Here is a 23,421-nt window from a genome sequence, read left to right as displayed (position 1 = left end):
GGGGGCATGCGGCGAGAAGAGGAGCAGGGTGCGGGGCGGCCGGATCGGCGGACGGTGCTCGCGGACGCGGCGATCGGGGTGCTGGCCGACGCGGGGGTGCGCGGGCTGACCCACCGGGCCGTCGACGCGGCGGCCGGGCTGCCGATCGGCACCACCTCGGCCTACCTGCGGACCAGGCAGGCGCTGCTGACCGCGCTGGTGCGGCGGCTGGTGGAGCTCGACCAGGGCGAACTGCAGGCCGCGGGGGAGCGGGCGGCGATCCGCTCGGCGGAGGAACTCGCCGGAGGAATCGGCGAGTTGATGCGTCAGCGGCTGACCGGCGAGGGGCGCCGGCGCTCCCTCGCGCGCTACGCCTGCGCGGTGGAGAGCGTGCGGGATCCGGAGCTGCGGGAGATCCTCGTCCCCCGGGAGAACGCGGGGCGCGCCGCCGTCCGGGCCTTCCTCGCCGGGCAGGGGGTGCCGGACCCGGACGGGCGGACCGCCACCCTGCTGGCCTGCGTTGACGGCCTGGTCTTCGACCGCTTGGTGGGCGGGGGAGGGGTGCGGGCCGAGGAGATCGAGGGGCTGGTGGCGGCCGCGCTGCGCCCGGCGGTGGCCGGGCGTTAGGGGCCGGGCCCTGGGTGCCGGACGCCGGGCGGCTCAGGCGCCGTCGTCCCGGGGGCGGTCCAGCTCGGCGGCGTAGCCCGCGAGCAGGATGGTGAGGGTGCGGTGGAAGCGGGCCTCGTGGTCCAGGCCCGCGCCGGTGTCGAAGGCGCGGGTGAGGTGGGGGTAGGCGTCCGGGTCGAGGGCCGCGAGCTCTTCGGGGGCGGGTTCGGTGTCCTCGTGGTGCGGGGTCCGGCCGGCCTCGGCCAGGGTGTGGCCGAGGGTCCACTGGACGACGGAGTTCAACACGTCGATCGCGTCGCCGAGTTCGACGCCGCTGTCGGTGAGCAGGGTGATGCCGCGTTCGAGCAGGGCCATCGCGGCGGGGGTGGCGGCCGGTCGGGTGGCGAGGACGGTGAGCATGGCCGGGTGGGCGAGCAGCATCCGGCGCAGGGCGACGGCGAAGTCCCGGATGGTCTCGGGCCACGGGCCGGTGGGTTCGGTGAACAGGTCGCCGGCGGACAGTTCCAGGAGGCGTTCGGCCATGCCGTCGAGCAGGGCGGCCTTGCTGGGGACGTAGTAGTAGAGCGTCATGCCCTCGACGCCGAGCGCCGCGCCGAGCTTGCGGTTGGAGAGTGCGGCGAGGCCGTGCCGGTCCACGTGGGCGAGGGCGGCGTCGATGATCTTCTCGCGGGTCAGCCCGGACCGGGGGCGGGTGCGGCGGACGGTCATCTGCGGTGTCTCCTCCGATTGGTGACGGTCCATCCGGCCGTTCCGGAACGGATCTTGACAAGTTTTGCACTGCAAGAGAACACTAGTCGACGTCAACTTCTTGCGGTGCAAGAAGTTCCATTGGGGGAGGAAGCACATGCGACTGATCGCCGTGATGGTGCGCAAGCTCAACGAGGGCGTCTCGTACGAGGAGTTCCGCAAGGCGTGGATCCCTGACGAGGTCCTGGAGGGTGACCCGCGCACCAAGGTGATCTCCGCGACCGCGCTGGAGGACTCGCGGGAGCTCATCACCGTCGCGCTGATGGAGGGGGACCACACTCCGGCGTCGATGCAGGAGTGGATGGAGCGGATGGCCCCGTCCGAGGCGCGCCGCTACGAGCGGATCAAGGACCTGGTCGGCCCGCCGACCCTGAACGCGGTCTACCAGGTGCAGGCCGACGACAACCTGGCGCAGCCGCTGACCGCCTGAGGACGCCTCAGCAAAACCGCCCGCCGACCGTGGAGCGCACCGAGCGCCACGGCCGGCGGGCGGTTCGGCGTTCCGGGCCCCGGGCCACGGAGGATCAGTGACCGTCGGGTCAACGGAGCGTCAAGCTCGTTCATTCACAGAATATTCAGGTGCGTTTAAGGCTGCTCATAAGAACATTTGTGATGTCTCAAGGTCTTCACACGGAGATCTTCGGCTGACAGGCTTGGGCCGCCCTTTCCTACGGAGGAGGTTCCTTGACCCGCATATCCACGTTGGCCGGTGCCGTCACCTGCGCGCTCGCCCTCGTCACCGGCACCGCCGTCGCCGCGTCCGCGGCGCCGATCGACCAGGCGCCGGGCACGGCCGAGGCGAAGGTCGATCCCGTCGCCTGGAAGCCTTGCAACCCCGACCCGAGCAAGCCGGACCCGGGCATCTACGACTGCGCCGTCTACCCGGTGCCGCTCGACTACGACAACCCGGACGGCGAGAAGGTCGGCATCGCCATGATGCGGCGGCGGGCGAGCGACCCGTCGAAGCGGATCGGCTCGCTGTTCATGAACCCGGGCGGGCCGGGCGGCAGCGGCTACATGTGGGCGACCACCACCCGTTTCGGCGCCGAGGTGCAGTCGAAGTTCGACCTGGTCGGCTTCGACCCGCGCGGTGTGGCCCGGAGCAATCCGCTCAAGTGCTTCAAGACGCAGGAAGAGGCCGACGCGGTCAACAACCGCATGGTCGGCGTGCCGGTCACCAAGGCCGAGATCGCCGAGACCCTGGACGCCGACCAGGACTACACGGACGCCTGCAGCAAGAACGCCGGCCCGCTGATCGAGCACATGTCGACCATCAACGTGGTCCGCGACCTCGACCGGATGCGCCGCGCGGTCGGCGACTCCCAGCTGACCTTCGCGGGCTTCTCCTACGGCACGCTGATCGGCGCGACCTACGCCAACATGTACCCGAACAAGGTGCGGGCGATCATCATCGACGGCAACGTCGACCCCAACCTGCGCCTGCACAACGGCCTGGAGTACGACCGCCAGCGCGCGGGCGGCTTCGAGCTGGCCCTGGACGAGTTCCTGAAGCGCTGCCAGACCGCCGGCGCCCCGCGCTGCGCCTTCGGCGAGGGCGACACCCGGGCCAAGTTCGACGAGCTGCGCGACCACCTGCGGACCAGCCCGGTCACGCTGCCGAGCGGCAAGACCGTGACGCTGAGCAGCTTCACCAGCGAGGTGGCCAGCGCGCTGTACTCGCAGGCCAAGCTGGCGCCGCTGGCCAAGTCGCTGCAGGCCTCCTACCAGGCGATGACGCCGGCCCCGGCCGCTCTGGCGGCGCCGAAGGCGGTCGCCGCGGACGCCGACGCCGACCTGCTCTCCGTCGAGGTGCCGCGCGCGCTGCGCGAGGCCCCGGCCGACTCCGAGTACGCCGCCGACGACTCCTACATGGGCGTCAACTGCCAGGACAAGCCGTACCCGTCGAACGACAAGGTCTTCGCCAACGTCGCCAAGGCGTGGGAGAAGGAGGCGCCGACCTTCGGCCGCTACCAGGCCTTCGACGCGCCGGCGTGCGCGAGCTGGCCGGCCCCGGCCCGGGACGCCGAGCGCTTCAAGGGCCCGTGGAACAAGAAGACCTCGAACACCGTCATGGTGATCGGGAACCTCTACGACCCGGCCACCCAGTACAAGTTCGCCGAGCGGATGCAGCAGGAGCTGGGCAACGCGGTGCTGGTCAGCGTCGACTCGATCGAGCACTGCGCGGTCGGCCGCAGCAAGCCGCTGAACGCGCTCGTCACCCGCTACCTGGTGGACGGCACCGCGCCGCAGCCGGGCCAGCTGCTGAAGCCGGACCTGGAGATCTTCCCGGCGGTGTGACGGACGGTGGGATGAAGCGGGCCCCGCTCGACCGGGGCGCGTGAGGACGGATGTGGTGGCCGGCGGTACTGCCGGCCACCACATCCGCCTTTTTCCGAGCGCGAAGCGGCGGGAGGGTACGGGGAAGCGGAATGCGGAACGGATCCGGCGGAAGATCGTCAACGAATCTCCTGGGGTGCGGTGAACCGTCGACGGATTTCCATCCGTTTCCGGCGAGTTGTCGGCGACCATAACAGGGGTCACTGACAATCGCCTTCCGCGCCGAACGCGGAACGCCGGACACGGAACACGGAACGCGGGGCCGAGAACGCGGATCGCGGGAGAACGCGAATGTCCCGGCCGCCGTCGCGTCCGGGACATTTCGCAAGGCCCCCGAAAAGGGGGCCGGAGGACCTAGGCGGCCCGCTCCGCCTCCTCCTCGACGATCCGCCCGTCCCGGAGTTCGACCACCCGGTCGGCGAGCCCCATCAGCGTCGGGTCGTGGGTGGCGACCAGGACGGTCACGCCCTCGCTGAGGACCACCGCGCGCAGCAGCTCCATGATGGAGCGCCCGGTCTCGGAGTCCAGCTGCCCGGTCGGCTCGTCGGCGATGATCAGCGCGGGCTCGTTGGCGAGCGCGCGGGCGATGGCGACGCGCTGCTGCTGGCCGCCGGAGAGCTCGCCGGGGCGCTGGTTGGCGTGGTCGGCCAGCCCGACCAGGGCGAGCAGGGTGTGCGCGCGCTCCTCGCGCTCAGCCGGGGAGACCTTGCGCAGCCGCATCGGGACGCCGACGTTCTCGGCGGCGGTGAGCATCGGGATCAGGCCGAAGGACTGGAAGACGAAGCCGATCCGCTCGCGGCGCAGGGCGAGCCGGCCGTCCTCGTCGAGCCCGGCGAGGTCGGTGCCGTCCAGGGCGATGCTGCCGCCGGTCGCCGTGTCCAGGCCGCCGACCAGGTTGAGCAGGGTGGTCTTGCCGGAGCCGGACCGGCCCTTGAGTGCGGTGAGTTCGCCGCGGCCGATGGTGAAGGAGACCCCGCGCAGGGCGTGCACGGTCCGGTCGCCCGTACCGAAGCTGCGCCGGAGGTCGGTCACGGTCACCATCGGCGTGGTGCTGGCGTCGGCGGCCTGGTCCTGGGTCATGCGGCGTCCCCCTGTGGGCGTGTCTGTCCGGTTCTACGGCTGTGGCGGCTCCGCGGGTTCACCCTCCCGGCGGGGAATTCCGCGGGGGCGGAACTTCCCCTCCCGAGGGCGTGCGCGGAGACCGCGTTTCTGAAGTGTCCATGGCGTATATCGGCGGCGGGCCCGCGTGCGGGTGCTTCCAATGAAAGGAATTTGCTCACTACTTACTTGTTTCGCGCAAGTCCCTTCCGTTTCCGGATCACATCTGACAGCATCGTCCGCTATCCGGTGATCAAATGCCGGAGTTCACCACATCGGTATGCCCGAAGAGTGTCCATCTGTGGCCGAGTCGTGCTCGGATCGGATCGATGGGCGGGCCGGGATCGTTACCGGAGAAGTCACCCGGGGGAGGAACCTGATGCTCGGCTTCGTCGTGCGTCGGCTGCGCGGGCGACTGCCGCTGGCCGCCGCCGTCCTGCTCGCGGTCCTGATCACCACGGCCGTACTGACCGCGCTGGTGGCGTTCAACGCCGGCGTCGGCCAGGCCGGCCTGCGGCAGTCGCTGCAGGGTCAGGGCCACACCCGCACCACCGTCGTGGTCACCGCGGAGCACGGGCTCGACGCCCGGGCCAAGGACGAGCAGGCGCTGGCCGACTACCGCGCCGCCCTGTTCGGGGACCTGCCGGTCCACACCGACACCCTGCTGCGCAGCCGCTCCTACGGCCTGCCGGCCGCCGCGGCCGCCAACGGGACGCCCGGCGCCGAGGGTTCGGGCACTCCCGGCACGGCCGGCGCCAACCCCGCCCCGCCCGCGGCTGGTTCGCCCGCCGCCGCGCCCGGCGCCCCCGCCGGGTCGGGCCGTGACGCGCAGCCCGACCTGACCGTCCTCGCCGACCTGGACCGCGCCAAGGTCCGCCTGGTCGCCGGGGCCTGGCCCGCCGCCACCACCGCGCCCGTCCGCACCGCCGCCCCGCAGGCCGCCGTCCCGCAGGCCCTGCTGGCCCGGCTCGGCCTGACCGAGCAGTCCCTGCCCGCCGACGTCCCGCTGGCGGACCGGCTCGGCGGCGACCAGCTCACCGTGCGGATCACCGGCGTCTACCGGGCGATCGACGCGGCCGACCCGTACTGGCGGACGGACCCGGTCGGCGGCCGCGAGGTCGACATCCGGGCCTTCACCACCTACGGCCCGGTGATGGTCGACCAGAGCGCCTTCACCGCCGGCGCACTGGTGCAGAGCAGCCGCGGCTGGGTGCTCGACGCCGACTTCCGGGGCATCGACCAGTCGACCGCCGAGGCGATCGGCGACCGCGCCCAGCGCCTCGGCGACGACCTGCGGACCCGGGCCTCGCTCAACTCCCAGACCGAACTGCCCGACGTCATGCGCGAGTTGTCCTCCGGCATGATGGTCGCCCGGACCACCCTGCTGATCGGCGCCCTGCAACTCGCCGTCCTCGCCGCGGCCGCCCTGCTGCTGGTCGTCCACCTGATCGCCGCCCGGCAGGAGGGCGAGAACGAACTGCTCGCCGCCCGCGGCGCCTCGGGCGCCCGGCTCGGCGCCTTCACCGCCCTCGAATCGCTGCTGCTCGCGCTGCCCGCCGCGCTGCTCGCGCCGCTGCTGACCCCGCTGCTGGTCCGCGCCCTGGCCGGCTTCGGCACCGGCCACCAGGTGCACCTGGACACCGGTATCAGCTGGACGCTCTGGCCGGTCGCCCTGCTCTGCGCGCTCGCCTCCATCACGCTGGCCACCGTGCCCAGCCTGCTCCGCGGCGCCGGCGCGGCGCTGCGCCGCAAGGCCGGCCGCCGCCAGGCCGTGGTCTCCGGCATCGCCCGCAACGGCGGCGACCTCGCCGTGCTCGCCCTGGCCGCGCTCGCCTACCAGCAGCTCAGCCAATACGGCAGCGGCATGTCCGCCGACTCCTCCGGCGACCTGGGCGTGGACCTGCTGCTGGTCGCCACCCCGACCCTCGCGCTGTGCGCCGGCACCCTGGTGGTGCTGCGCCTGCTGCCCTTCGCCGCCCGGCTCGGCGCCCGGACGGCCGCCCGCGGCCGCGGCCTCGGCCCGGCCCTGGTCGGCTGGCAGCTGGCCCGCCGCCCCGCCCGCGCCACCGGGCCCGTGCTGCTGCTGGTGATGGCCGTGGCCACCGGCGTGCTCGCCCTCGGCCAGCACGCCACCTGGACCGCCTCGCAGCGCGACCAGGCCGCCTTCGGCACCGTCGGCGGCCTGCGGATCTCCGGCTCGCACAACGCGGTGATGGGCCAGGGCGGCCGCTTCGGCGCCCTGCCCGGCGGCGACCGGATCGTCCCGGTCGTCCGCGAGGAGCAGTCGCTGCCCAACGGCAAGGGGCAGCTGCTCGCCGTCGACGCCAAGGCCTTCGCCGAGCGCGTCCCGGTCCGCGCCGACCTGCTGGACGGGCACGGCCGGGCCGACCTGTTCGCGCCGCTCGCCGAACCCGCCCCCGCCGGGGCGGCCGCCGGGCTGCCGCTGCCGGGCCACCCGCTGCGGATCGACGCCGACCTCACCGTCAGCCAGGCGGAGCCGCCCAAGCAGGGGTTCGGCTCGTTCTCCCTCGCCGTCCACCCCGAGGTCCGGCTGCTGGTGCGCGACCGCTACGGCTTCGTGCACAAGGTCCCGTTCCCGACCCTGCCGTTCAACGGCGACGTCCACGTCTCGGCCGCACTCGACCCCCTGGTCGACGCCCCGGTCGGCTCGGCCGCCGCGCCGCTGACCGTGGTCGGCGCGACCGTCACCTTCAGCGACCGGATGGACGGCACGGTCACCGTGCACCGCCTCGCCGTCTCGGACACGGCGGACGGCCCCGCCACCGCCGTCTCCGTCCCGGCCGGCTTCGGCTGGACCGCGACCTCCCCCGCCGTCCGCGCCTCCGGCGTCACCGGCAGCGCCGCACCCGGCCCCGCCGCCCGCCTCGACCCCGAGACCACCGACACCGACCGGCTGTTCAGCCTCCGCTACCGCTTCGCCAACGGCGTCGGCAGCAGCATGCGCGCCATCCTCGGCACCGCCGGCGCGAACGCCCCGGCCGCCATCGGCGGTGTCGCCACCCACGACTACCTGCGCACCATCGGCGCCGAGGTCGGCGACACCGTCCAGGTGCCGTTCGCCGGGACCGTCCTTCCGGTCAAGGTCAACGCCGCCGTCGAGGCCGTGCCGGTGGCCGGCCGCAGCGCCCTGGTCGTCGACCTCGGCACCGCCGCCCGGCTGCTCGCCGCCCAGGGCAACGACCTGCCCACCCGCACCGAGTGGTGGCTGCCCGCCACCGGGCCCGGCGACCGGACCCCCGCCGAGGCCGCCGCCGCCCTGCGCGCCGGCCCCGGCGCCCAGGACGTCCAGCTCTACGACGAGGCGGCCGCCGCCCTCCTCGACGACCCGGTCGGCGCCGCCCCGCAGAGCGCGCTGCTGGTGATCGCGATCGTCACCGCCGTGCTCGCCGCCATCGGCTTCGCCGCCGCCGCGGCCGGCTCCGCCCACGAGCGCTCCCGGGACTCCGCCCTGCTGTTCGCCCTCGGCGCGCCCCGCCGCCAGGTCGCGCGGACCGTCGCCGCGGAACAGGCGCTGCTGGTCGCCCTCGGCGGCGCGGTCGGCCTCGCCCTCGGCACCCTGCTCGTCCACCTGATCGTGCCGTACGTGGTGCTCACCTCCGCCGCCCGCCGACCCACCCCCGAGGCGCTGGTCGAACTGCCGGTGGGCCAGACGCTGCTGCTCACGGCCGCGATCGCCGTCGTCCCGCTGCTGTCCGCCTTCCTCGTCGGGCGCCGCCGTCGCGACGTCGCCGCCCGGCTGCGCCACGTGGAGGAAGTGTGACCACCGAGGCCGGCACCCCCGTGCCCACCCCCCGGGCCGACCACCGGCCCGCACCCTGGATCCGCACCCGGCTGCGCGCCACGCCGCTGGCCGCCCTGCTCACGGCGGCGCTCGCGTTCGTCACCGTCTTCCTGGCGGCCGCCTTCCCGCGGCTCTCGGACCGCAGCACCGACGACGCGCTGCGCGAGTTCACCCGGAAGATCGGCGTCAACGCGACCAGCCTGGAGGCCGTCGCCCAGTCCGCCCCCGCCGACACCGCCGCCGACCTGCAGGCGACCCAGGACAAGCTGGTCGGCGAGATCGGGCCGAACCTGCCGCTCAGCCGGGAGGGCCGGGCCCACGGCATCCGGGTCAAGCAGGACCGCGGGATGCTGAACAAGGGCTACACCAGGCTCTCGGAGGACTCGCCGCCGCTGCTCGGCCTGCTCTACCTGAACGGCCTCACCGAGAAGGTGACCCTGACCGCCGGCAGCTGGCCCGCCGCCGGCGAGCCGGTGCAGATCGTGGTCAGCGCGGACTCCGCCGCCACCATCGGCATCAAGGTCGGCGACGTCGTCGACAGCGGAGACCTGGGGACCGGCCGGATCACGGCCACCGTCGTCGGCCTCTACCAGGTCAACGACCGGACGGACCCGCTCTGGGAGAACCTCGGCTGCCCCGTCCGGGCCTGCCTCGACGGGACGGCCGGCAAGCTGCACTGGCGCACCACCGGCTTCGTCGCCGGCGGCGCACTGTCGCAGCTGGTCAGCTGGGGCGGCGGCGGGCAGGACTTCTGGCGGCTGCCGATCGACACCGGCTCCCTGCGCGCCGACCAGCTCGACCGGACCCGCGACACCGTCGCCTCCTACCTGGCCGGTCGCGGTGCCAGCACGCTCAGCCGGGTGACCAACCGTGCGGACCTGCACGTCGTCTCCCAGCTGCCCGAATCCTTCCAGCGGGCCATCGACCGCCAGCGGGCCGTCGCGCCGCTGTCCGCGATCGGGCCGGTCGGCGTCGCCGGCGTCGCCACCGTGGTGCTCTGCCTCGCCGCCGCCCTCAGCGCCGACCGGCGCACCGGCGAGATCAAACTGCTGCAGGCCCGCGGCGGTTCGCGCGCCGGCGTGCTGCGGCGGCTGCTCGGCGAGGGCGCGGTGACCGTCCTGCCCGCCGCCACGCTCGCCACCGGGCTGGCCCTGGTGCTGCTGCCCACCCCCCGGTGGGGCAACGCGGTGCTCGCCGCGCTGGCCGCCACCCTGCTCGCCCTGCTGGCCTTCCCGCTCCGGGCCGCGCTGCTGTGGTCCAAGCCGCGGGCGGCCGGCGGCCGGCGCCGCCTGGTCGGCGAACTCGCCGTCCTCGCCGTCACCGCGGCCGCCGTGGCCGAGGTCCGCCGCCGCGGCGTGGCCGCCTCCGGCGCCGACCTGGACCCGCTGCTGGTGCTCGCCCCGCTGCTGCTCGCGCTCAGCGGCGGCCTGGTGCTGGCCCGCCTCCAGCCGTTCCTGGTCGGCCGGTTCGCCGCGCTCGCCGGGCGCGGCCGGGGCCTGATCGGCTTCCTCGGGCTCGCCCGCGCCGCCCGGGACAACACCGGCCGCCGCCGGCCGTCCGTGCTGCCGCTGCTCGCCCTGCTGATCGCCGTCACCACGACCGGCTTCGGCGCCACCGTGCTGGACACCGTCGACCACTCCCGCACCCGGGCCGCCCGGCTCGCCACCGGCGGGGACGCGGCCGTCACCATCCCGATCTACGCCACCCTGCCGGAGGCCTTCACCAAGGCCGCCGGCGACCTGCCCGGTGTCGACGCGGCGACCGGCCTGTGGGTCGAGCCGACCGCCTTGTTCATCGGCGGCGACGGGGACACCACCAAGGCCGTCCTGGTGGTCGCCGAACCGACCGCGTACGCCGAGATCGCCCGCAGCCTGGGCGCCGGCGCCTTCGACCCGGCGAAGCTCGCCGGCACCCCCGGTGGCCCGGACACCCCGGTGCCCGCCCTGTTCAGCCACGACCTCGCCAAGCGGCTGGCCACCGGCCCGGCCCGGGTGCGCACCCCCAACGGGGGCCAACTGCACACCACCGTCGCCGCGACGGTCGCCCGCACCCCCGCGCTGCCCGACCCGGGTCAGCCCTTCGTGGTCGTCCCGGTCGGCCCCGCCTCCGAGCGGCTGCCCGAACTGAAGCGGACCAACACGTGGATCGCCACCGGCGACATCGACCCCGGACAGCTGCGCGGCCTGGTGGCCGAACAGGGCCTGACCGCGGCGACCGGCACGGCCAAACTGATCAACGACGTCGCCCAGGCGGCCGGCAAGTCCAGCCACGGACTGCCGCCCGGCTACGCCGTGCACAGCAGCCGGGAGACCGCCGCCGAGCTCGCCGACGACCCGCTCCAGCGCGCGGCCGGCTCGATGTTCTGGTACGCGGGCTTCGCCGGCGCCGGATTCGCCCTGCTCGCCGTGCTGCTGACGCTCCTACGGGCCGCCCCGGACCGCACCGCGCTGCTCGCCCGGCTGCGCACCATGGGCCTGCGGCCGCGCCAGGGGCTGGCGCTGATCATCGCCGAGACGCTGCCGCAGACCCTCGCGGCGGCGGTCGGCGGCGGGCTGGTCGCCCTGGCGGCGGTCGCCCTGATCGGGCCGGCCTTCGACCTCTCGGCCCTGGTCGGCGCCAAGGTCGCCGAGGTGCTGGAACCGGTGGTCGCACCGGTGCTGCTGCCCACCGCCGGGCTGGCGCTGATGGTCTGCCTCGGCGTGGTCCTGGAGACCGCGGTCTCCGGGCGGCGCCAGATCGCCACCGAACTGCGGGCGGGGGAGCAGGCATGAGGCCCGCACGGCCGTCCGGGCCGACCGGGCCGACCGGGCCGACCGGGAGGCCCGGGAGGACGGATCCCGGCCGTACGGGAACGACGGCCACCCACGAGATGAAGCGCAAGCGGACAGTCGAGACAGGAGTCGAGCGGTGAAGAGCACCCCCCAGGAGGAGCGCCGGGCCGCCGAGGCCCCCAGTCTGCAGGAGCTCCGGCAGCGGGCCCTCGCCGCCGCGGCGCCCAGGGCGCACGGTACGGACGCGGCCATCGTCTGCGACCGGCTGGTCCGGATCTTCAGTGCCGAGGGCGTCGAGGTGCAGGCCCTCCAGGGCCTCGAACTGACCATCCAGCAGGGCGACCTGGTGGCCCTGGTCGGCGCCTCCGGCAGCGGCAAGTCGACCCTGCTGACCATCCTCGCCGGGCTCGACGTGCCGACCGCCGGCACCGCCACCGTGGCCGGCCGCGACCTGCTGGAGATGTCCGCCAAGGAGCGGCTGCGCTACCGGCGCGAGGTGGTCGGCTTCATCTGGCAGCAGACCGCCCGCAACCTGCTGCCCTTCCTCACCGCCGCGGAGAACATCGCCTTGCCCATGCAGCTGCGCGGCCGCCGCTCGGGTGGCCTGGGTGCGAAGCAACAGGCCGCCCGGGCCGCCGAGTTGATGGAGGCGCTGGAGATCGGCGACCTCGCCCACCGGCGGCCCGGCGAGCTGTCCGGCGGCCAGCAGCAGCGGGTCGCGATCGCGGTGGCGATGGCCAACAACCCGCCGGTGCTGCTCGCCGACGAGCCCACCGGCGAGCTGGACTCGGAGACCGCCGGGGTGATCTTCGAGTCCTTCCGTACCGTCAACCGGGAGCTCGGCGCCACCGTCGTCATCGTCACCCACGACCCGATGGTCGCGGGCGAGGTCCGCCGCACGGTCGCGATCCGGGACGGGCGGACCAGCAGCGAGGTGCTGCGCCGCACCGTGACGGACGAGCACGGCGAGGAGTCGATCAACGAGCGCGAGTACGTGATGCTGGACCGCACCGGGCGGGTCCAGCTGCCGGTCAAGTTCCTGGAGGCGCTGGGAATGGAGCACCGGGTGGCGGTCGACCTCGCGGCCGACCACATCGAGGTCCGGCCGGACGACCTGGCGGGGCACTGATCCCGGCGGGGTGCTGATCCCGGGGGGCGCCGACCCCGGCGGGGTCAGTCCTCGCCGCCCGTCCGCGGGAAGAGGCCGCTGCCCTCGGCGTCCGTACGGAGGCCGGGGGCGGTGTCGCGGTCGGTGGGCCGGTCGCGCCCGCGGCGGGGGCCGTGCTCGCCCCGGGCCGCGGGGGAGGTGCAGCGGGCGAAGACCAGCAGGGCGCCGGCCGCGACGGCGAGGATGCCCAGCGCGGTCAGGACGCGTAGCCAGCTCATGGGTGGTGCCTCCGGGGGACGGTGCGAGGGAACGCCGTCGCAGCTGTATCGGCAGTTCGGCCCGCACGGTCGAGCTGTCCACCGCCGGTTCTTCCCGCCGGCTGCCGCGCGAGCGGTCGTCCGCGCGGGCGCTCGACGCATCCGGAGGGCGTGTCAGGCTCCCTCGCGCGCCCCCAGGGTGGCGACCGGGGTGGCGACCGCCCGCCCCTCGGGACCCGCCAGCAGGGCCCGCAGCGCCGCCAGATCCGGCTTCCCCAGGCCGGTCAGCGGGATGCCCGGCAGCACCAGGACGGTGTGCGGAGCATGGCGCCCGCCCCCGTGCTCCACGCTCCAGCGGCGCAGCTGCTCCGCCGTCACCGCCGAGCCCGGGACGACGCACACCGCGGCATGCACCCGCTCCAGCCGGTCCGCGTCGGTGGAGGCGAACATCACCGCCTCGCGCACCTCCGGGTGCGCCCGCAGCGGCTCCTCGACGTCCCGGGGGAACACGTTGTGCCCCTCGACCACGGCCATCGGGTCGCGCCGCCCGGCCACCGTCAGATAGCCGGAGGCGTCCAGGCAGCCCAGGTCGCCGGTGCGCAGCCAGCCGTCCGTCAGCACCCGCTCGGTCAGCTCCGGGTCGCGCCAGTAGCCGGCCATCGCGGTCGGCGTGCGCACCTGGATCTCGCCCGTCCCGCCCGGCGGCAGCGGCGTGCCGTCCTCGTCCACGATCCGCACCCCGGTGTCCGGGAACGGGCGCCCGGCGGTGGTCAGCAGGCGCGGGGCGAGGTGCTCGTCCGGGCCCAGCCGGGACACCGGGCCGCACTCGGTCAGGCTGTACGTCTGGTGCAGCACCCGGCCCAGCCGCCGCGTCCCCTCCGCCAGCCGCCGCGGCGACGGCGGACAGCCGGTGTAGGTGACCCGGCGCAGACTGCCGGTGTCGGCCGTGGACAGCAGCGGATGGTCCAGCAGCCGGTAGAGCAGGTGCGGCGGCAGGTACGTCCGGGACACCCGGAAGCGCTCGACCGCCGCCAGCACCGCCCCCGCCTCGAACCCGTCCTGCAGCACCACCGTGCCGCCCGCGGCCAGCGCGAGGTCGGCCGTGGTGCCGCCGCCGTGGCAGAGCGGGGTGCACAGCAGGAACACCGAACCGGACAGCAGCGGCGGGCGCGGCGGCCGGGCGAAGCGCCGCATCACGGCCTTCGGCCGGCCGGTCGTGCCGCCGGTGAACTTCAGCGCCATCACGTCCCCGGCCCGGTAGCGCGGCTCCAGCGGTGCGGGGGAGCGGGAGGCGGCGAGGTCCAGCAGGTCGGTGCCGAGGGCGGTCGGCCCGAGCGCGAACAGGCCGGCCGAGGGCAGCGCCCGGGACACCGCGACGGCCGCGGGCAGGCAGCGGTCGGGGTCGAAGACGAGCGCCGCGGTCTCGGCGAACTCCGCCAGCGCGACCAGCTCCGGGACGGGCGCGTCCGGGAACGGCATCGCCACCCGGCACCCAAGCAGGTTCGCGGCCAGCCGCACCAGCAGCGCCTCCGGGCGGTTCCCGGCGAGCACCGTCACCCCGTCACCGGGCCCGAGGCCAGCCCGCTCCAGGGCGCGGGCCAGCCGGTGGACGGCGTCCAGACAGTCCTGCGCGGTCAGCGCCGCCTCGCCGAAGCGCACCGCCACCCGGCCCGGATCCCGGGCCAGGCCGGCCAGTACCAGCGCGGTGTACGTGGGCTCCTCGTCCGCCATGTCCCCGCTCTCTCCCCGGCCCCCTCTGGCCTGACGGGGCGTCAGCGTAGCGGGGTCGGGGGCGGTGGGGTGCGGCGGGGCGGGCGTGGTTGTTGTTAGGGTTCCCGGTCGGACGGCGACGGGGGCAGGACAGGTGGACGGCGGAGTGGACGCGGTGGTGGCGCCGCGCGGCGTGGTGGACCTGCGGGGCGCCGCCGGGGCGGAGTTCGCCGTGGCGTACCCGGACGACGCCGTGGTCGTGGTCTCCGGACTGCCCGGCGCCGGGAAGAGCACCCTGCTGCGCCGCTGGTCCGGGCCGCAACCGGGCGCGCCGGGTGCTGCCGAAGCGCGCGCTGCCGGGCCGCGCACCGTCGACCCGCGCACGGTCCACGAGGCCTGCGAGGCCGTCATGCCCGCGAGCCTGCCGTACGCCGTGTACCGGCCGTGGGCCCGGCTGGAGCACTTCCGGCTGCTCCGCGCCTCCGTCCGCGGCGGCGGGCCGCTGCTGGTGCACGACTGCGGCAGCCGGGCCTGGATGCGCCGCTGGCTGGCCCGCGAGGCGGCGCGGCGGGGCCGCGAACTGCACCTGGTGCTGCTGGACGTCGGCGCCGCCGCCGCACTCGACGGGCAGCGCGCCCGCGGCCGGCACGCCTCGGCCCGGGTCTTCGCCCGCCACCGCCGCGGTCTGGAGCGCCTGCTCGCCGCCTTCACCCGGCAGGTCCGCGCCGGCGGGCCGTCGCCGGCGCCGGAGGCGGCGTCCGTCCTGCTGCTGGACGCGGCCTCCCGGTCCCGGGCACGGGCGGTGCGCTTCGGGGCGGCCTCCCGCCGACCGGGCCGGTCATGGGAGCATCCGGACGAGGGAGTCGAGCACGTGATCAGGGGGATCGAGTGACCGGATCGGGGGAGCGGCCCGTCCCCGCGGAGGTACTGGCCGCCGAACGGGCCGCCGCCGCACGCGGGTTCACCAAGAGCAGCCGGCGCGAGGTGGGCCGGCTGCTCGCGCTCGCGGCCGCCGCCAAGCCGGGCGGGACGATCGCCGAGAGCGGCACCGGAACGGGCGTCGGCACGGCCTGGCTGCGCAGCGGTCTCGGGCCGGGCGGGCGGCTGTTCACCGTCGAGCGGGACGCGGAACTCGCCGCCACCGCGGCGGAGTTGTTCCGCGACGACGAGCGCGTCCGGGTCCTGCACGGGGACTGGCGGCTGCTCGCCGGGCACGCGCCGTTCGACGTCTTCTTCTGCGACGGCGGCGGCAAGCGCGACGACCCGGACGGCGTGGTGGACCTGCTGGCCCCCGGCGGACTGCTCGTCCTGGACGACTTCACTCCCTCCCCGCACTGGCCGCCTCGCTTCGAGGGCGCGGTCGACGAACTGCGGCTGCGCTACCTGACCCACCCCGCCCTGGAGGCCGCCGAGGTGCTGACCACGCCGACCAGCGCCGCGGTCCTGGCCACCCGCCGCGGCTGACCGGGCAGGGCAACCGTCGGACGAGTCCGTACGGAAATTCGTTCGCCCCGCGCCCGGCCGGGCCCTACGCTCGGCGCGCACGCGCGGAACGAGTCGCAGGGGGACGGATGAGCAGGGCGGAGGCCGTACGGGCCGCCAACGCGCTGGGCGCACGCTGGGCCGAGCGGGCCGCCACCGGCCCCGGCACGGTGCTGATGCCCGCGGGCGTCTGGCCGCTGCTCGGCCTGCTCGCGCCGACCGGCAGCCCGCAGGTGCGGGGCGAACTGGCCGAGGTGCTCGGGGCGTTGCCGGAGGCGGCCGCCGAGCAGGCCCGGGAGCTGTTCGGGCTGCTGCGCGCCGCGCCGGGCGTGCGGGCCGCGCTCGGGCTGTGGTCCTCGCCGCTGCTGCGCCCGTACCCCGAGTGGCTGGCCGGCCTCCCCGCGGACGTGCACGGGCGGCTGACCGGTGACGAGGAGCGGGACCGGAAGGAACTGGACGGCTGGGCCCGGCAGTGCACGGACGGCATGGTCGACGCGATGCCCGTCCCGCTGGACCCGGCGACCCGCCTGGTGCTGGCCGCCGCGCTCACCGTGCGCACCGACTGGATCAGGCCGTTCAGCGACTTCGGCGGCCCGCCGGAGGAAGCGGACGAGGACTGGCCCCAGCCCGTCCACTACCTCTCCCGCTCCACCCGGATGCTGGACCGGGCCGCCCTGCTGGAGACGCCGGACGGCCCGGTCACCGAACTGCGGGTGCTCGGCGACCGCGACATCGACGTGCGGCTGCTGCTCGGCGAGCCGGACGCCCCGGCCGGCCGGGTGCTGGCCGCCGGCATCGAGGCCCTGGCCGGCCGGCACCGGCGGACCACCGCGGACCGGCTGCCGGTGGGCACGACCGGCCCCGGTCTGCGGATCGGCGAGGTCCGAGCCTGGTGCCCGGATCCCGAACTGTACGTCAGCGTCCCGAAGTTCACCGTCGAGGCCGACCACGACCTGCTGGCGCGGCGCGAGCTCTTCGGCCTGCGGACGGCGAGCAGCCCCTCGCTCACCGAGCACCGGCTGCCCGGCCTCGCGGACGGCGAGCCGCTGTACATCGGCAGCGCGGCCCAGCGCGCCACCGCGACCTTCGGCCGGCTCGGCTTCCGCGCCGCCTCGGTCACCGCCTTCGGCATCGCGGCCGCCGGAGCACCCGTGCTGCCGCCGTACCGGGTGCGGGAGGCGCGGGTCTGGTTCGCCCGGCCGTTCGGCTTCCTCGCCGTGCACCGCACTTCCGGGCTGGTCCTGGCGGCGGGCTGGGTGACCGAGCCGGACCCGTACGTCGACCGCTTCGCGTGCTACGGGGACCAGGACGAGGACGACTTCTGATCAGGGCGGCGGGCGGCGCCCGTCCGGCTGGGAGACTGGGAACACCAGCGTCCGTTCCGGAGAGAGGCCCCACCCCGCATGCCCAGCCGCAGTGCCGCCGTCGAAAGCCCGTGGTTCCGCCGGTTCGCGCCGAACGACGCCGCACCCGCCCGGGTCGTGATCTTCCCGCACGCCGGCGGGTCGGCCGGCTACTACCTGGACCACGTGAACGCCCTCGCCCCGTACGCCGACGTCCTCGCCGTCCAGTACCCGGGCCGGCAGAACCGGCTCGCCGAGCCGGGCATCCGCTCGGTGCCGGAGCTGGCCGAACGCGTCTACCAGGAGCTGCGCGCCTGGGCGGACCGTCCGCTCGTCCTGTTCGGGCACAGCATGGGCAGCGCCGTGGCCTTCGAGGTGGCCCGGCGCTTCGCCCGCGACGGCGTGCCCGGCCCGTGGCTGCTGTTCGCCTCGGCGGGCCGCGCGCCCTCGCTGCCCCGGGACAGCGAGATGTACCGGCTGTCGGACGACGGGCTGCTCCAGGAGATCGCCCGGCTCGGCGGCACGGACGAGCGCATCCTGGCCGTCCCCGCGCTGCGCGAGGTCATCCTCCCGTCGCTGCGCGCCGACTACACCGCCATCGAGACCTACCGGTGCGAGCCGGACGCCACCGTGCCGCAGCCGATCATCGCCCTGGTCGGGGAGAGCGACCCGAACGCCACCGTCGACCAGGCCGCCCAGTGGGCGCGGCACACCACCGGCGGCTTCGACCTGCGGGTCTTCCCGGGCGGTCACTTCTACGTGGCGGAGCAGGTCGAGGCGGTGGCCGGGCTGGTCGCCGCCTGCCTGCCGGGGTGGAACGGCTGAGCCGGCCGGCGCGGACGGTTCCGGCGGGGTGCACGGCGGCTCGCGGCGGGTTCGCGGCGGGTCGGTCCGTTCCGGTGACGGGCCCCGCCCGCTCGGCTACTGTGCGAAGCCTGACATTCCGTCAGGACTGATCGGGAGAGCCCTCGGGAGGCCATCGTGCGCCGGATCGCCGTCGTCGGAGCGGGCCAGGCCGGCCTGCAGCTCGCGCTCGGGCTGGTGGCCGACGGGTACGCGGTGACGCTGGTCGCCGAGCGGACGCCCGAGCAGGTGCGCGGCGGGCGAGTGCTGTCCACCCAGGCGCTGTTCGGCCCGGCGCTGCGGATCGAGGCGGCCGCCGGGCTCGACCTGTGGGCCGACCGGACGCCCGCCGTCCGTGGCGTCCGCGCGGTGCTCGCCGCGCCGCCCGGCGTGAAGGCGCTCGAATTCACCATGGCGCCGGACGATCCGGTCCAGTCCGTCGACCAGCGGCTCAAGCTGGCCCACTGGCTGGAACTGCTCGCCGAACGCGGCGGCCGGATCGAGTACCGCTCGCTCGACCGGGACGGGCTGCGCGAACTCGCCCGCCGGCACGAGCTGACGGTGGTCGCGGCCGGGCGCGGCGAGCTCGCCGGGATCTTCGAACGCGACGCCGCCCGCTCGCCCTTCGACCGGCCGCAGCGCGCGCTGTCCTGCCTGTACGTGCACGGCGTCGGCTCGCCCGACCCCGCCACTGAGCCCGAGGCCCGGATGCACGCGCTGCCCGGCCTCGGCGAGCTGTACCTGCAGCCGGCGCTCACCCTCTCCGGCCCGTGCGACATCCTGCTCTGGGAGTCGCTGCCCGGCGGGCCGCTCGACGCGTTCGGCGACCACCCCGCGCCCGACGTCCAACTCGCCCGGATGCGCGCGCTGTTGGCCGAGTACCTGCCCTGGGAGGCGGAGCTCTGGACGGAGGCCGAGCCGACCGACGCGCTCGCCGGGCTCTCCGGGGCCGTCACCCCGGTCGTGCGCCGGCCGGTGGCGGAACTCGGATCCGGCGTCGACGGCGTCCACGTGCTCGGCCTCGGCGACGCCGTCGTCGTCAACGACCCGATCACCGGCCAGGGCGCCAACAGCGCCGCCCGCGCGGCCGAGGCCTACCGGCGTGCGATCGTCGAGCACGGCGACGCGCCCTTCACCGCCGACTGGATGTGCCGCACCGCCGAGCGGTTCTGGCAGCAGCACGCCCGGCACGGCGTCCGGCTCACCGCCGACCTGCTCGACATGCCCGACCACCTGCAGTCCGTGTTCGCCGCGGCCGTCGAGCACCGGGTGGTCGCCGACCGGTTCGCCAACACCTACGCCGAGCCGAGCGACCACGAGGCCTGGCTGGCCACGCCCGAGCTGACCGCGGCGTACCTGGCGTCGGTGCGCGGCTGACCGGGGCGCCGCCTTCGCCGCCGCCGCTTGCCCCGGGCCGTCCCACGGGACCACGCTGGGAGAGGACGGACGCCTGCCCCCGGGAGGCGAGTACGGATGGACGGCCCCGGGCCGACCGGTAGCAGCGGGCACCGGAGCGTGCCGCACACCGCAGACCTGCGGGTGGAGGCGTGGGCGCCGACGCCCGAGGGGTGCATCGGCGAGCTGGTGCACGCCGTGGTGGGCAGCTTCGCCGACCTGGCGGATGCCCGGATCGTGGGGGAGCGGGCCTGCACCGTCCTCGGGGTGAGTGACGCCGACCTGCTGGCCGGCGTCCTGGAGGAGGTGGTCTACCGGATGGACGCGGCCGGCGAGCTGCCCGCCGCCCTGGCCCTGGGCCCGATCCGCGGCCTGGACGGCGCCCGCAGCATCGAGGTGCGCTTCCGGATGGCCGACGCCGCCACCGCCGCCCTGGTGGGCGCGGTGCCGAAGGCGGTCTCGCTGCACGACCTCGACCTGAGCGGCGGGCCGGACGGCTGGACCTGCCGGGCCACCGTCGACGTGTGAACAGGCGCGTGAACAGGCGTGTGAACCGACGTGTGAACAGCCGGGTGAGCGAGATGGAGATCGTCCTGGCCGAGGCGGGCCGCAACCGTTGGCGGATCGACCCGCGCCCGCCGATGCGGGTGCCCGGCGTGGTGTTCGCCACCGGCGCGCTGCTGCCGCAGGCCGCCGGGGACAAGGCGCTGGAGCAGGTCGCGAACGTGGCGGCGCTGCCGGGCATCGTCCGCGCCTCCTACGCGATGCCGGACGTGCACTGGGGCTACGGCTTCCCGATCGGCGGGGTCGCGGCCACCGACGTCGAGCGGGGCGGGGTGGTCTCGCCGGGCGGCGTCGGCTTCGACATCTCCTGCGGGGTCCGGCTGCTGGCGGCCGGCGCGACCCGGGACGAGATCGGCCCGGAGCGGATCGCCCGGCTGATGGACCTGCTGGACCGGATGGTGCCGCGCGGCCTGGGCCGGGGCGGCCTGTGGCAGCTGGACGGCCCGGCCGAACTGGACGAACTGCTGCTCGGCGGCGCCCGCTACGCCGTCGAGCACGGCCACGGCGTGCCGCGCGACCTGGAGCGCTGCGAGGACCACGGCGTGCTGGCCGGCGCCGCCCCCGGCGAGGTGAGCACCCGGGCCGTCGAGCGCGGGCTGCAGCAGGTCGGCAGCCTCGGCTCGGCGAACCACTTCCTGGAGGTGCAGGCCGTCGACCGGGTGCACGACGCGGAGACCGCCGCCGCCTTCGGGCTGCGGCCGGGCCAGGTCTGCGTCATGATCCACTGCGGTTCGCGCGGCCTCGGCCACCAGGTCTGCACCGACCACGTCCGCGCCATGGACCGCGAGCTGCACCGCTACCGGATCGAGCTGCCGGACCGCCAACTCGCCTGCACCCCGGTCGAATCCGCGCGCGGCCGGGCCTACCTGGGCGCGATGACGGCGGCTGCCAACTACGGCCGGGCCAACCGCCAGCTGCTCTCCGAGGCGGCCCGCCGGGCCTTCACCGCCGCCCTCGGCGTCGGCCTGGAGCTGGTCTACGACGTCTCGCACAACCTCGCCAAACTGGAGACCCACGACGTGGACGGCGCGGCGCACACCCTGTGCGTCCACCGCAAGGGCGCCACCCGGGCCCTGCCGCCCGGCGACCCCGAGCTCCCGGACGACCTGCGCGCTGCCGGGCAGCCCGTGCTGGTGCCGGGCACGATGGGCACCGCCTCGTACGTGATGGTCGGGCTGCCCGGCAACGAGGCCTTCCGCTCCGCCTGCCACGGCGCCGGCCGGGTCTGGAGCCGCCACCAGGCGCTGCGGGAGGTGCGCGGCGAGCGGCTGAAACAGGACCTGGAGGCGCAGGGCGTGGCCGTGCGCCCCGCCTCGCTGCGGGCGCTGGCCGAGGAGACACCTCAGGCGTACAAGGACGTCGACGCGGTGGCGGCCGTCACCGAGGCGGCCGGGCTGGCCCGGCAGGTGGCCCGGCTGGTGCCGCTGGGCGTCGTCAAGGGCTGAGCGCGGCGTGGCTCTCCAGCGGCCCCGACCCTGCGCGCTTGGATGACCGCGCGCTCGGCACACGCGGATCGGCGACAGGAGGCGGCCATGCCAGGGAACGGAACCGGACCGGTGATCGAACTGCGCTCGCTCACCAAACGCTACGGCGACACCGTCGGCATCGAACAACTGGACGTCGCCGTCGACGCCGGGGAGGTGTTCGGCCTGCTCGGCCCGAACGGCGCCGGCAAGACCACCACGCTGCGCTGCCTGGTCGGCCTGCTCGGCCCCACCTCCGGCCAGGTCCGGGTGCTCGGCCTCGACCCGGTGGCGGACCACCGCCGCCTCGCTCCCGCTCTCGGCTACCTGCCCGGCGAGCTGCGCCTCTACCCCGAACTCACCGGGCAGCAGACCCTCGACCTGCTCGCCGCCCTCCAGGGCGCCGCGGTGCCCCGCCGGCGCGAGCTGTGCGAGCGGCTGAGGCTCTCCCCTGCCGAACTCGCCCGCCCGGTGGGGGAGTACTCGCGCGGCATGAAGCAGAAGCTCGGGCTGGTCCAGTCGCTCCAGCACCAGCCCGCCGTGGTGGTGCTGGACGAGCCGACCGAGGGGCTGGACCCGCTGGTCCAGGAGACCTTCTTCGAACTGCTCGCCGAGGAGACCGGGGCCGGGCGGACCGTCCTGCTCTCCAGCCACGTGCTGCCCGAGGTGCAGCGGACCTGCGAGCGGGTCGCCATCGTCCGGCACGGCCGGCTGGTCACCGTCCGGTCGGTGGCCGAGCTGCGCGAGGCCCGGGCGAGGCGGGTCCGCCTGGTGTTCGCGGACGGCCGGGGCGCTCGGCCGCTGGGGGGCGCCGAGCGGTGGTCCCCGCGCTGGGACGGGCACCGGGTCGAGCTGCTGGTGCCGCCCGACGACGTCGTGCCGTCCGTCCGCGCGCTGCTCGCCGAGCAGCCGGTGGCCGACCTGACCGTGGAGGAGGCCGGGCTGGACGAAGCCTTCCTCGACCTCTACCGCTCGCCCGAATCGCCCGCCCCGGACGGAACGGAGGACCGGTCGTGACCCCGAGCACCGTCAGCCGTCGCCTGCCCCTGGTCTGGCTCGCCCTGCACCGGCGCCGCCGGATGCTCCTCACCCTGCTGCTCGGCATGGTCGTCTTCGAGACCCTGATCGTGGTGATCGCCGGGACCGTTCCGACCGGCGAGCTGTTCGGCGCCCGCCGCAACCCGCCCGGCGCCTTCAGGGCCTTCAGCGGCTCCAACGGCGACGTCACCATCGCCAGTTACCCCGGCCTGCTCGGCGCCGGGCTCACGCACCCGTTCTGGATCGCGCTCCAGCTGACCGTGATCGGCTCGCTCGGCGCCGCCGCCGTCGCGGCCGACGTCGAGTCCGGGACCATCGAGTTGCTGATGACCCGCCCGGTCTCGCGCCGCCGTCTGCTCGCCGAACGGGCCGGCGCGCTGGTCGCCGCCTCCGTCCTGCTCAACGCCGCCGCGACGCTGACCGTCGCGCTCGGGGTGGCGTTCTCGGCCAAGCTGCGCGCCGCCGTCCCGGAGGGCGCGGTGTTCACCGCCGGGCTGCTCGGCTGCGCCTTCGCGTTCAGCCTGATCGGTCCGGTGCTCGCGGTCTCCGCGCTCAGCCGCCGGCGGGCGCACGTGATCGGCGCGGCGGTCGCCTTCGGCGCGGTCGGCTTCGCGCTCAACTTCGTCGCCCTGGCGTGGTCCCCGGCTCGGCCGCTGCGCTATCTGAGCCCGTTCCACTACTACGCGCCGGGCGATGTGCTCGCCCATGGCGGCTTCCCCTGGGCGGATGCGGGGGTGCTGGCCGGAGTCGGGCTGCTCGGGCTGGCCGTTGCCTTCCGGCTGTTGGAACGGCGGGACCTGGCGATCTGACGTGCCAAGGCGCGGTAGCTGTCACCGGACAGTCCGGCGACCGGGGTG

Annotated in this window: 19 protein-coding genes; 15 read left to right on the top strand and 4 right to left on the bottom strand. The window is 75.3% G+C overall.

Features of this window, described 5'->3' with window-relative positions:
• The first annotated feature begins 6 nt into the window (after nt 1–6).
• Nucleotides 7–606, top strand: a complete 600-nt coding sequence (locus ACPC54_RS24380) for a TetR/AcrR family transcriptional regulator (RefSeq protein ID WP_498967647.1) — start codon at nt 7–9, stop codon at nt 604–606.
• Between the two features lie 33 nt (nt 607–639).
• On the opposite strand, the gene ACPC54_RS24375 is transcribed toward ACPC54_RS24380, so the two are convergent.
• Nucleotides 640–1,314, bottom strand: a complete 675-nt coding sequence (locus ACPC54_RS24375) for a TetR/AcrR family transcriptional regulator C-terminal domain-containing protein (protein ID WP_498967645.1) — start codon at nt 1,312–1,314, stop codon at nt 640–642.
• A gap of 136 nt (nt 1,315–1,450) precedes the next feature.
• Between ACPC54_RS24375 and ACPC54_RS24370 the strand changes: the two genes are divergently transcribed.
• Both ACPC54_RS24370 and ACPC54_RS24365 read left to right on the top strand, forming a co-directional pair.
• Nucleotides 1,451–1,783 (top strand): hypothetical protein, encoded by a 333-nt coding sequence (locus ACPC54_RS24370; RefSeq protein WP_498967643.1) that lies wholly within the window; start codon nt 1,451–1,453, stop codon nt 1,781–1,783.
• 254 nt (nt 1,784–2,037) lie between these two features.
• Nucleotides 2,038–3,651: an alpha/beta hydrolase gene (locus ACPC54_RS24365; protein ID WP_498967642.1), complete on the top strand. Its 1,614-nt coding sequence runs from the start codon at nt 2,038–2,040 to the stop codon at nt 3,649–3,651.
• A gap of 393 nt (nt 3,652–4,044) precedes the next feature.
• Here ACPC54_RS24365 and ACPC54_RS24360 read toward each other — a convergent pair whose 3' ends face one another.
• Nucleotides 4,045–4,770, bottom strand: coding sequence for an ABC transporter ATP-binding protein (locus ACPC54_RS24360; protein ID WP_498967640.1), 726 nt, complete (start codon nt 4,768–4,770; stop codon nt 4,045–4,047).
• Between the two features lie 397 nt (nt 4,771–5,167).
• Here ACPC54_RS24360 and ACPC54_RS24355 point away from each other — a divergent pair, with 397 nt between their 5' ends.
• The 3 genes from ACPC54_RS24355 (at nt 5,168) to ACPC54_RS24345 (ending at nt 12,490) form a co-directional block, all read left to right on the top strand.
• The gene (locus ACPC54_RS24355) at nt 5,168–8,569 is read left to right on the top strand and encodes an ABC transporter permease (RefSeq protein ID WP_498967639.1); all 3,402 of its coding nucleotides are present in this window, start codon (nt 5,168–5,170) and stop codon (nt 8,567–8,569) included.
• Nucleotides 8,566–11,361, top strand: coding sequence for a hypothetical protein (locus ACPC54_RS24350; RefSeq protein ID WP_498967638.1), 2,796 nt, complete (start codon nt 8,566–8,568; stop codon nt 11,359–11,361). The genes ACPC54_RS24355 and ACPC54_RS24350 overlap by 4 nt, the downstream gene beginning before the upstream one ends.
• Before the next feature lie 136 nt (nt 11,362–11,497).
• Complete coding sequence (locus ACPC54_RS24345; protein WP_498967637.1) at nt 11,498–12,490, top strand: ABC transporter ATP-binding protein; 993 nt, start codon at nt 11,498–11,500, stop codon at nt 12,488–12,490.
• 44 nt (nt 12,491–12,534) lie between these two features.
• Here the strand turns inward: ACPC54_RS24345 and ACPC54_RS24340 are convergent, their stop codons facing one another.
• Together ACPC54_RS24340 and ACPC54_RS24335 are read right to left on the bottom strand one after the other, a co-directional pair.
• Nucleotides 12,535–12,747: a hypothetical protein gene (locus ACPC54_RS24340; RefSeq protein ID WP_498967636.1), complete on the bottom strand. Its 213-nt coding sequence runs from the start codon at nt 12,745–12,747 to the stop codon at nt 12,535–12,537.
• Between the two features lie 153 nt (nt 12,748–12,900).
• Nucleotides 12,901–14,457 carry an AMP-binding protein gene (locus ACPC54_RS24335; protein ID WP_498967635.1) on the bottom strand — a complete coding sequence of 519 codons (1,557 nt, stop codon included), beginning with the start codon at nt 14,455–14,457 and terminating at the stop codon, nt 12,901–12,903.
• Nucleotides 14,458–14,590: 133 nt separating this feature from the next.
• Here ACPC54_RS24335 and ACPC54_RS24330 point away from each other — a divergent pair, with 133 nt between their 5' ends.
• From ACPC54_RS24330 to ACPC54_RS24290, 9 genes are all read left to right on the top strand, one after another.
• Nucleotides 14,591–15,328, top strand: coding sequence for an AAA family ATPase (locus ACPC54_RS24330; protein ID WP_498967634.1), 738 nt, complete (start codon nt 14,591–14,593; stop codon nt 15,326–15,328).
• A complete protein-coding gene (locus ACPC54_RS24325; RefSeq protein WP_498967632.1) occupies nt 15,325–15,900 on the top strand; it encodes an O-methyltransferase in 576 nt (191 codons plus the stop codon). The genes ACPC54_RS24330 and ACPC54_RS24325 overlap by 4 nt, the downstream gene beginning before the upstream one ends.
• A gap of 107 nt (nt 15,901–16,007) precedes the next feature.
• A complete protein-coding gene (locus tag ACPC54_RS24320; protein WP_498967630.1) occupies nt 16,008–17,243 on the top strand; it encodes a serpin family protein in 1,236 nt (411 codons plus the stop codon).
• 78 nt (nt 17,244–17,321) lie between these two features.
• The gene (locus tag ACPC54_RS24315) at nt 17,322–18,086 is read left to right on the top strand and encodes a thioesterase II family protein (protein ID WP_498967629.1); all 765 of its coding nucleotides are present in this window, start codon (nt 17,322–17,324) and stop codon (nt 18,084–18,086) included.
• 156 nt (nt 18,087–18,242) lie between these two features.
• A complete protein-coding gene (locus tag ACPC54_RS24310) occupies nt 18,243–19,481 on the top strand; it encodes a styrene monooxygenase/indole monooxygenase family protein (RefSeq protein ID WP_498967627.1) in 1,239 nt (412 codons plus the stop codon).
• 138 nt (nt 19,482–19,619) lie between these two features.
• Nucleotides 19,620–20,027, top strand: coding sequence for an archease (locus tag ACPC54_RS24305; RefSeq protein ID WP_498967625.1), 408 nt, complete (start codon nt 19,620–19,622; stop codon nt 20,025–20,027).
• 20 nt (nt 20,028–20,047) lie between these two features.
• Nucleotides 20,048–21,508 carry an RtcB family protein gene (locus ACPC54_RS24300; protein WP_498967624.1) on the top strand — a complete coding sequence of 487 codons (1,461 nt, stop codon included), beginning with the start codon at nt 20,048–20,050 and terminating at the stop codon, nt 21,506–21,508.
• 87 nt (nt 21,509–21,595) lie between these two features.
• On the top strand, nt 21,596–22,543 hold the full coding sequence (locus ACPC54_RS24295; protein ID WP_498967622.1) for an ABC transporter ATP-binding protein: 948 nt from the start codon (nt 21,596–21,598) through the stop codon (nt 22,541–22,543).
• Nucleotides 22,540–23,373, top strand: coding sequence for an ABC transporter permease subunit (locus ACPC54_RS24290; RefSeq protein ID WP_498967621.1), 834 nt, complete (start codon nt 22,540–22,542; stop codon nt 23,371–23,373). Before ACPC54_RS24295 ends, ACPC54_RS24290 begins: the two co-directional genes overlap by 4 nt.
• Nucleotides 23,374–23,421: the final 48 nt, after the last annotated feature.

Source organism: Kitasatospora sp. NPDC094028 (genome assembly GCF_049543595.1).
Taxonomy (GTDB): domain Bacteria; phylum Actinomycetota; class Actinomycetes; order Streptomycetales; family Streptomycetaceae; genus Kitasatospora.
Note: the sequence above shows the minus strand (reverse complement) of the source record. Positions and strands in the feature narration are given on the sequence as shown.